The organism is Candidatus Sarmatiella mevalonica, assembly GCF_016751895.1.
GTDB classification, from domain to species: Bacteria; Pseudomonadota; Alphaproteobacteria; order Rickettsiales; family Rickettsiaceae; genus Sarmatiella; species Sarmatiella mevalonica.
In genome coordinates this window covers 1-6,285 of the sequence record NZ_JACVVM010000072.1, presented here as the reverse complement: position 1 = coordinate 6,285, position 6,285 = coordinate 1, and the positions used below count along the sequence as shown (strand labels likewise).

General features: G+C 37.3%; 7 protein-coding genes and 1 pseudogene. 6 read left to right on the top strand and 2 right to left on the bottom strand.

Features of this window, described 5'->3' with window-relative positions:
• Both Sarmat_RS07440 and Sarmat_RS06930 read right to left on the bottom strand, forming a co-directional pair.
• A partial coding sequence (locus tag Sarmat_RS07440) for a helix-turn-helix domain-containing protein (RefSeq protein ID WP_207187045.1) occupies positions 1 to 119 on the bottom strand: 119 nt, incomplete at its 3' end.
• Positions 120 to 266: 147 nt separating this feature from the next.
• A pseudogene (locus tag Sarmat_RS06930) lies at positions 267 to 368 on the bottom strand (IS481 family transposase); the annotation flags it as partial.
• Between the two features lie 106 nt (positions 369 to 474).
• Here Sarmat_RS06930 and Sarmat_RS07435 point away from each other — a divergent pair.
• The 6 genes from Sarmat_RS07435 (at position 475) to rho (ending at position 5,804) form a co-directional block, all read left to right on the top strand.
• Entirely contained in the window at positions 475 to 744 is a 270-nt protein-coding gene (locus Sarmat_RS07435; protein ID WP_202149819.1) for a transposase, read from the top strand.
• Positions 638 to 979, top strand: a complete 342-nt coding sequence (locus tag Sarmat_RS05670) for a transposase (protein ID WP_341826614.1) — start codon at positions 638 to 640, stop codon at positions 977 to 979. Before Sarmat_RS07435 ends, Sarmat_RS05670 begins: the two co-directional genes overlap by 107 nt.
• 539 nt (positions 980 to 1,518) lie before the next feature.
• Positions 1,519 to 1,656 (top strand): hypothetical protein, encoded by a 138-nt coding sequence (locus Sarmat_RS05665; RefSeq protein WP_202149817.1) that lies wholly within the window; start codon positions 1,519 to 1,521, stop codon positions 1,654 to 1,656.
• Between the two features lie 216 nt (positions 1,657 to 1,872).
• Positions 1,873 to 2,751: a hypothetical protein gene (locus tag Sarmat_RS05660; protein ID WP_202149816.1), complete on the top strand. Its 879-nt coding sequence runs from the start codon at positions 1,873 to 1,875 to the stop codon at positions 2,749 to 2,751.
• A gap of 18 nt (positions 2,752 to 2,769) precedes the next feature.
• Positions 2,770 to 4,314: an Npt1/Npt2 family nucleotide transporter gene (locus Sarmat_RS05655; protein WP_202149815.1), complete on the top strand. Its 1,545-nt coding sequence runs from the start codon at positions 2,770 to 2,772 to the stop codon at positions 4,312 to 4,314.
• Between the two features lie 107 nt (positions 4,315 to 4,421).
• Positions 4,422 to 5,804 (top strand): transcription termination factor Rho, encoded by a 1,383-nt coding sequence (rho, locus tag Sarmat_RS05650; RefSeq protein WP_410520503.1) that lies wholly within the window; start codon positions 4,422 to 4,424, stop codon positions 5,802 to 5,804.
• The last annotated feature ends 481 nt before the right edge of the window (positions 5,805 to 6,285 follow it).

The following is a 6,285-nucleotide window of genomic DNA, read 5'->3' as shown; positions in this document are numbered from 1 at the left end:
ATTGCAACTAGACCAGCCATAAGCGGCTCTAGCTTCTTTATAATCCGGCTCGCTCTTGATTCGTCAATGTTAAACATAAAGCCTATCTGCATCATTGTGCTATAAGTGCGAAGGTACATTAGACCTCTTTCGAAACTCGCTCAATTAAGAGCAAATGCGAGGAGTATACAAAGCACAGAGCCGCAGCGTACATGAAGTACGTGAGGACTTGCGCATCGACAGCGTCACCACAGTTGCCATCAGGAGTAGAGTTAGGAAAGAGGTCTATTAAATCTTTTAGCCGCTTTCTCTATGCTCTCTTTACTATCACGGATCTCTCTACGGATTGCCTCCGTTGTTCTGGCATTCGCGTGTAATATTTGTCCCATAAGATTTTTCTCCATAAATTAATTCTCTTCATAATATACACCATTATTCTCTGGGATCAAACAGTCGTACTGGATACGATAATCGTGGCTTTATAAGAGCAGTGATGTGGGTTGCCAGAACAGGGGGGCGCCCTGGAGAGCGCTTCCTGCAGAATATGGCAAATGGCCTACAGTTCATAAAAGATTTATGAGATGGGCTAAAGCTGGAATATGGCAAATGATCTTCAATACATTAGCTGTGGATAGTGATAATGAGTGGTTAATGATAGATTCTACTATTAGCTGCTTGCGATGCATTGGGAAATCTTGTGAGATTCTTTGTTACTGCGAGACAAAGGTCCGATTATATAAAAGCGTTAGATTTGGTAAAAGATAGAAAAATGGAGGCCTTGATAGCAGATAAGGGATATGATGCGGATTATATGGTTAAGGCGGCTAAAGATGCGAAAGCTGAAGTTGTAATACCTTCCAGAGCAAGAAGAAAAGTACCAAGGGAGTATGACGAAGAATTGTATAAGGAACGGAATTTAATTGAACGTATGTTCAATAAGCTCAAACATTTTAGGCGTGTCGCAACAAGATACGACAAGCTTGATATTGCATATCCTTGAAACAAGATATTATTTGCTTTAATTTGTAGAGGAGTCTGCGTCATAGAATTACCTTACCTAAGACACAACTTTTCAACGGTCCTTGGTGATTCTTCTAATTCTTTGATTTGTTTGTATTTCATATAGGTCTCTCCAGATCTGTTACCTCAATTTTTAACTAAAGTCTAGTTTCCGAAGAGGTCTAATGTAGCTTTCTTAACCAATATTGAGCTTCAAAATTACCTCCAGATCACATCTTGTCTTTTTAAACCTTCTACCTGGGGTTATGTTATTTTTGAGAAAGTTGTGTAGCGGCGCGGTGTTTTCTGGCTATGAAAGATGTTGTGAGGAGCGCCTATTTGTTTGTTCCACTAAAAACCGCTGTCTGCGGTGAGTAATATGCGGTATTGACTTTGCGCTGTTTTTGTTTTATCCTCTATCACTCACTGCCTTGATTAAAAGTTTCTTGATTTGCGGTTTGTAATTCAAAATTTTATTAATTGTAGAAATTATAAGTTTGATTGAGCATTTAGTTTATTTAAATCTAGCTAGCTGCTCGCATGGAGTTTGGGTTAGTTTGGTATTTCTTTGCTTTTAGTAACAGCTTAGCTTTTAGCGAAAGAGCATGTTTTTATTCGGAAGTTGTTAACGAAGGCGTTTTTACGAAACATTTTACTGCCGCTTTTTGTTTTTCCTAAGACTGTTTATATCGTGCCTGTTTTAATTGCTGTAAATTTTCTGTAGAATTGTAACATTCTCTTAGAAATGTTAGTCTAATTTATCTATTGTTATTGCTATCGTATTTATTCCAAGCATTCTCAGTTCATTCCTCTTGTTCTAATCTCTAGCTACATTCTAGTTAAGTGTATTGATATTTTTTATAATTAGTGCAAAGTTTATTGTTTATATTCCTCATGTTTTACTTAGTTTTTCGTAAGTTTCGTCAATTTAATGCTAGTTGTAGCTTTGTCTTGATGTTTTTTGCCTTATCTCTCCCCAGTCATTCTTTAGCTTATAATTCATTTCGCAGCAATCAATTTGTTGCACAGGATTCATTTTATATAAAGTTCATGATAGGTACCCGCTATGCAAAAGATATAGATCTTTTAAATCTTACAAGCGCAAATGCTAATGGCGGAAATTCAGGAAGATCTAGTGCTCAGAATTTGTTTTTAAGTGGAGGAATTGGTTACAATGTGCTAGATAGTGTGCGTATGGATATTACCTATAACTCCTTTGGTAAAACTAACAATAATTCTAGTCTGCAGTGGCAATATCAAGCTGAAGATAAAACTGAGAAGGAAAAATATAATGCTGTAAACACCTCGAAGCAGTCTTACTCGGCTACTGGAGTAATGTTTAACGGTTATATGGACATTTATGATTTTAATATTGCCAAACTATTTTGTGGGTTTGGTGTAGGTTATTCCCACATCAAAACCAAAATTGACGCTACCATCACTTCTAATTTAGTGATTACCGATCCTGAAAAACAAAAGACGCAGAAGAATGTGCAATTAAAATATAATGGTTCATTGCCCGATTCTAAAAATTGCGCTCTACAATTTTCTGTTGGCTTTCACTTTCCTGTTCAAGACAAGATGCGTTTTGAATTGGTATTATCTTATAATATGCTAGGCAAAATCAAAACTACTAATATTACTCCTACAGTGGATAATGTTGGAGATGTAAACTTATTGCCACTCATTGGCAGCGATAAAGTTGAGCGATCTTTTGGTGGTCAGAAACTTAATTTTCCTAGCGTAGCACTTTCTATAGTATTTGGTTTATAACTTCCACTCGTAATCTACATGACGTTAAATTCTGACCAAGGCCAGGTGGTTTTTCATAGTAAACTACGGAATATGCTATGGCCGATTAAACAATCTGAATTGCGTAAATTTTTGCCAATGATAGGCATGATGTTTAGCGTGCTGTTTAATCAGAATGTGCTGCGTATTATTAAGGATAGTTTGATAATATCAGAAATTAGTCCAGAAGCTATCAGCTTCACCAAAGTTTATTGCGTCACTCCAGTTGCAGCTTTATTTGTTGTGATTTACGCAAAGATGGTGAACGTTCTGTCTTTTGATAAGATATATTATTATCTTATTAGTTTTTTTATGGGGTTTTTTATTATCTTTGCTTTCGTAATCTACCCCAGGATTCATTCTTTTCATGCTGATGCTAGATTATTGACTGATTTAGTCCTGCACTATCCATATTTAAAGTGGTATATAATAATTGCTGGTAATTGGAGTTACGTATTGTTTTATACTTTGGCTGAATTATGGCCAAATATCTTTTATGTCTTATTATTCTGGCAGTGCGCAAATGAAGTTACTACAACGCAAGAGGCTAAGAGGTTTTATACTTTCTTTGCTCTTTTTGGTAATTCCGCGCTCATTTGTGTTGGTTTGCTGATGAAGCACCTGTCTTCTAAAGATAGTATAGCTTCTATAATTCTGCCTCAAGTAGAGAGCAAGATAGCATTTATACAAATTTCTACTATTCTTTTGATTTTTTTCGCGCTTCTTTCTTGCTTATTTATCAAATTTATTTACGGTAATATTTTTTCTGATCCAGCACTTTATGGAAAAGCGAAAAATCCTAGAAGTATAAAAACTAAACTAGGTATGGTAGAAAGTTTTAAATATATATTGCACTCTCGTTATCTTTGGTTAATGTTAGTGTGTTCTGCGTCTTTTGGCTTGTCAATGAATTTAGTGGAAGCCGTCTGGAAGGCTAAGATTAGTCAGTTGCATCAAGGATTAAACGCTTATGCTGAGTTTAGTAGTAGCTATATTTTGTGGACTGGCGTGGTGATTATGATAATGACTTTGGTGGGCAATAATTTAATTAGAAAATATAGTTGGTTTGTTGCTGCTATCATTACCCCTATCACCATCGCTTTCACCGGTTCTGTGTTTTTCGCTTTAGTGGTGTTTGACAATATTTCTCGCTTTGTGTTCGAAAGTTGGAACACGTTTTTTAGTTTTATATCTCATGAAAACTGTAGGATGAATAGCATCTTAGCATTCGCAGTAACTATGGGCGCCATCCAAAACATCCTCGCGAAAGGCGCTAAGTATTCAGTATGGGACTCTTCTAGAGAGATGTTGTATATTCCATTAGACGAAGAACTAAAGACCAAAGGTAAAGCCTCTGTTGACTTGATTAGTTCTAAGATAGGCAAGTCTACTAGCGGCTTGCTACAATCTATTGTTTTTACTGTTTTACCTAATGCGACGCTAGACTCTATTTCAGGCTTTTTACTGTCAATATTTTTGGTAGTGTGTATAACTTGGATATCATCTGTGCGCCAGATATATCTTGAATATCAAAAGATAGTTTAGACATGTCTTGTATAGGCAAAAATTTACTTATTCCCCAATTTACATATTAATTATTCTTATATTTGTCTACGTTTATGGAAAGAAAGATTAGAAGATCTGGACAGTTAATTAATAAATTTAATAAATCAACGGATCGACAGGAGCAGGATCTTGAGTTCGCGCGTAATGACGAAGAAAGTTATGATGAAGAGAGTAATATTGTAATGAAAAGGTCTGGCGATGGAGGGGGTAATGTAGTACATCTCAAGAGTCTCAAGTCACAGTCACCAGAGCAACTGCAGGCCTTTGCCGAATCTTTACGCATTGAAAATGCTTGCTCTATGCTCAAACAAGAATTAATTTTTGCCATTCTCAAGAAAATTGTCGAGGGCGGAGGAACTATCTCTGGGTCTGGCGTGCTAGAGGTTTTACCTGATGGGTTTGGATTTTTGCGCGCACCGGAAGCAAACTACTTGCCTGGTGCGGATGATATATATGTTTCGCCTAGTCAAATACGTAAATTTGGTTTGAAGATTGGAGATACTGTAGAAGGGCAAATTCGCGCCCCTAAGGCGGGCGAAAGGTATTTCGCGATACTTAAAATTCATAAAATTAATTTTGAAAATACAGATGCTGCATATCATAGGGTGCACTTTGACAATCTCACTCCTCTTTTTCCAGAAACTAAACTGCGATTAGAAACGGATGGGGTACAAGATCTCAGTAATAGGGTGATAGAATTAGTCTCCCCCGTAGGCAAGGGGCAGAGGGCGTTGATTGTCGCGCCGCCTCGCACAGGTAAAACAGTATTGCTACAAAATATTGCTAGGGCAATAGCGACTAACCATCCAGAAGTGTTTTTAATTGTTTTATTGATAGATGAAAGACCTGAAGAGGTTACCGAAATGCAGCGCTCTGTGAAGGGTGAGGTGGTGAGTTCTACATTCGATGAACCAGCTGCGCGTCACGTACAACTTGCTGAAATTGTAATAGAAAAGGCTAAAAGATTAGTGGAGCATAAAAAAGATGTTGTGATTTTAGTCGACGCAATCACGCGGTTAGCGCGAGCATATAATACTGTGGTTCCTTCTTCAGGCAAGGTGCTGACAGGTGGTGTAGACGCGAATGCTCTACAAAGACCCAAGAGATTTTTCGGGGCTGCGCGGAATATAGAGGGAGGTGGGTCGCTCACTATCATCGGTACTGCGTTGGTGGAGACTGGTTCTAGGATGGATGAAGTGATTTTTGAAGAGTTTAAGGGCACTGGCAATGCAGAAATAGTGTTAGATCGTAAGATTTCCGATAAACGTATCTATCCTGCGATAGATATTACTAAATCTGGCACTAGAAGAGAGGAGTTGTTGCTAGACAAGGATGTGCTAGCTAAAATGTGGATTTTGCGTAGTAGGGTTATTCATTCTATGCTGAGTGTAGACGCTACATCATTTTTGATAGACAAACTAAGGGAGACGAAAAATAACTATGAATTCTTTCAATCTATGAATTCTTAATGATCGCTTGTAAAACTCTATTCCTTTGCAAGTGGCTCATTGCTATCGCCTCGAAGCACCACGCCTCATAACTTCATGCGTCCTTGAAGTTTTGCGCTTTCCTTTGTTCTTTGCGTCTGCTCTCGACGTGGTATGCGTCTCGAGAAGACTTAGGCAGTGTTGATATTTAAGATTTTTATGTTATAACATTTTACCCACTAATAATAAGTAATGAGGCTGAGATGTAATACTAGAATGCGGTCAGGAGCGATTAATAATCCATGATAATGCCACTATAGAATGAATATTTTTTATGTTATTTCAATAATTAAGGGATGAGTATAATAAGCTTTCTAGCTGCTCAAATGAATAGAAATACTTAGAACCAGTCACGCAAAACATTTAACTAACCTATTCAGCATAATTTTTGTGAAAGCTAATTGAACAAAAGCCTTAGCGGATGAAGGGGAAATCTCATAATCCTTGGACAATCTTCTGAAAT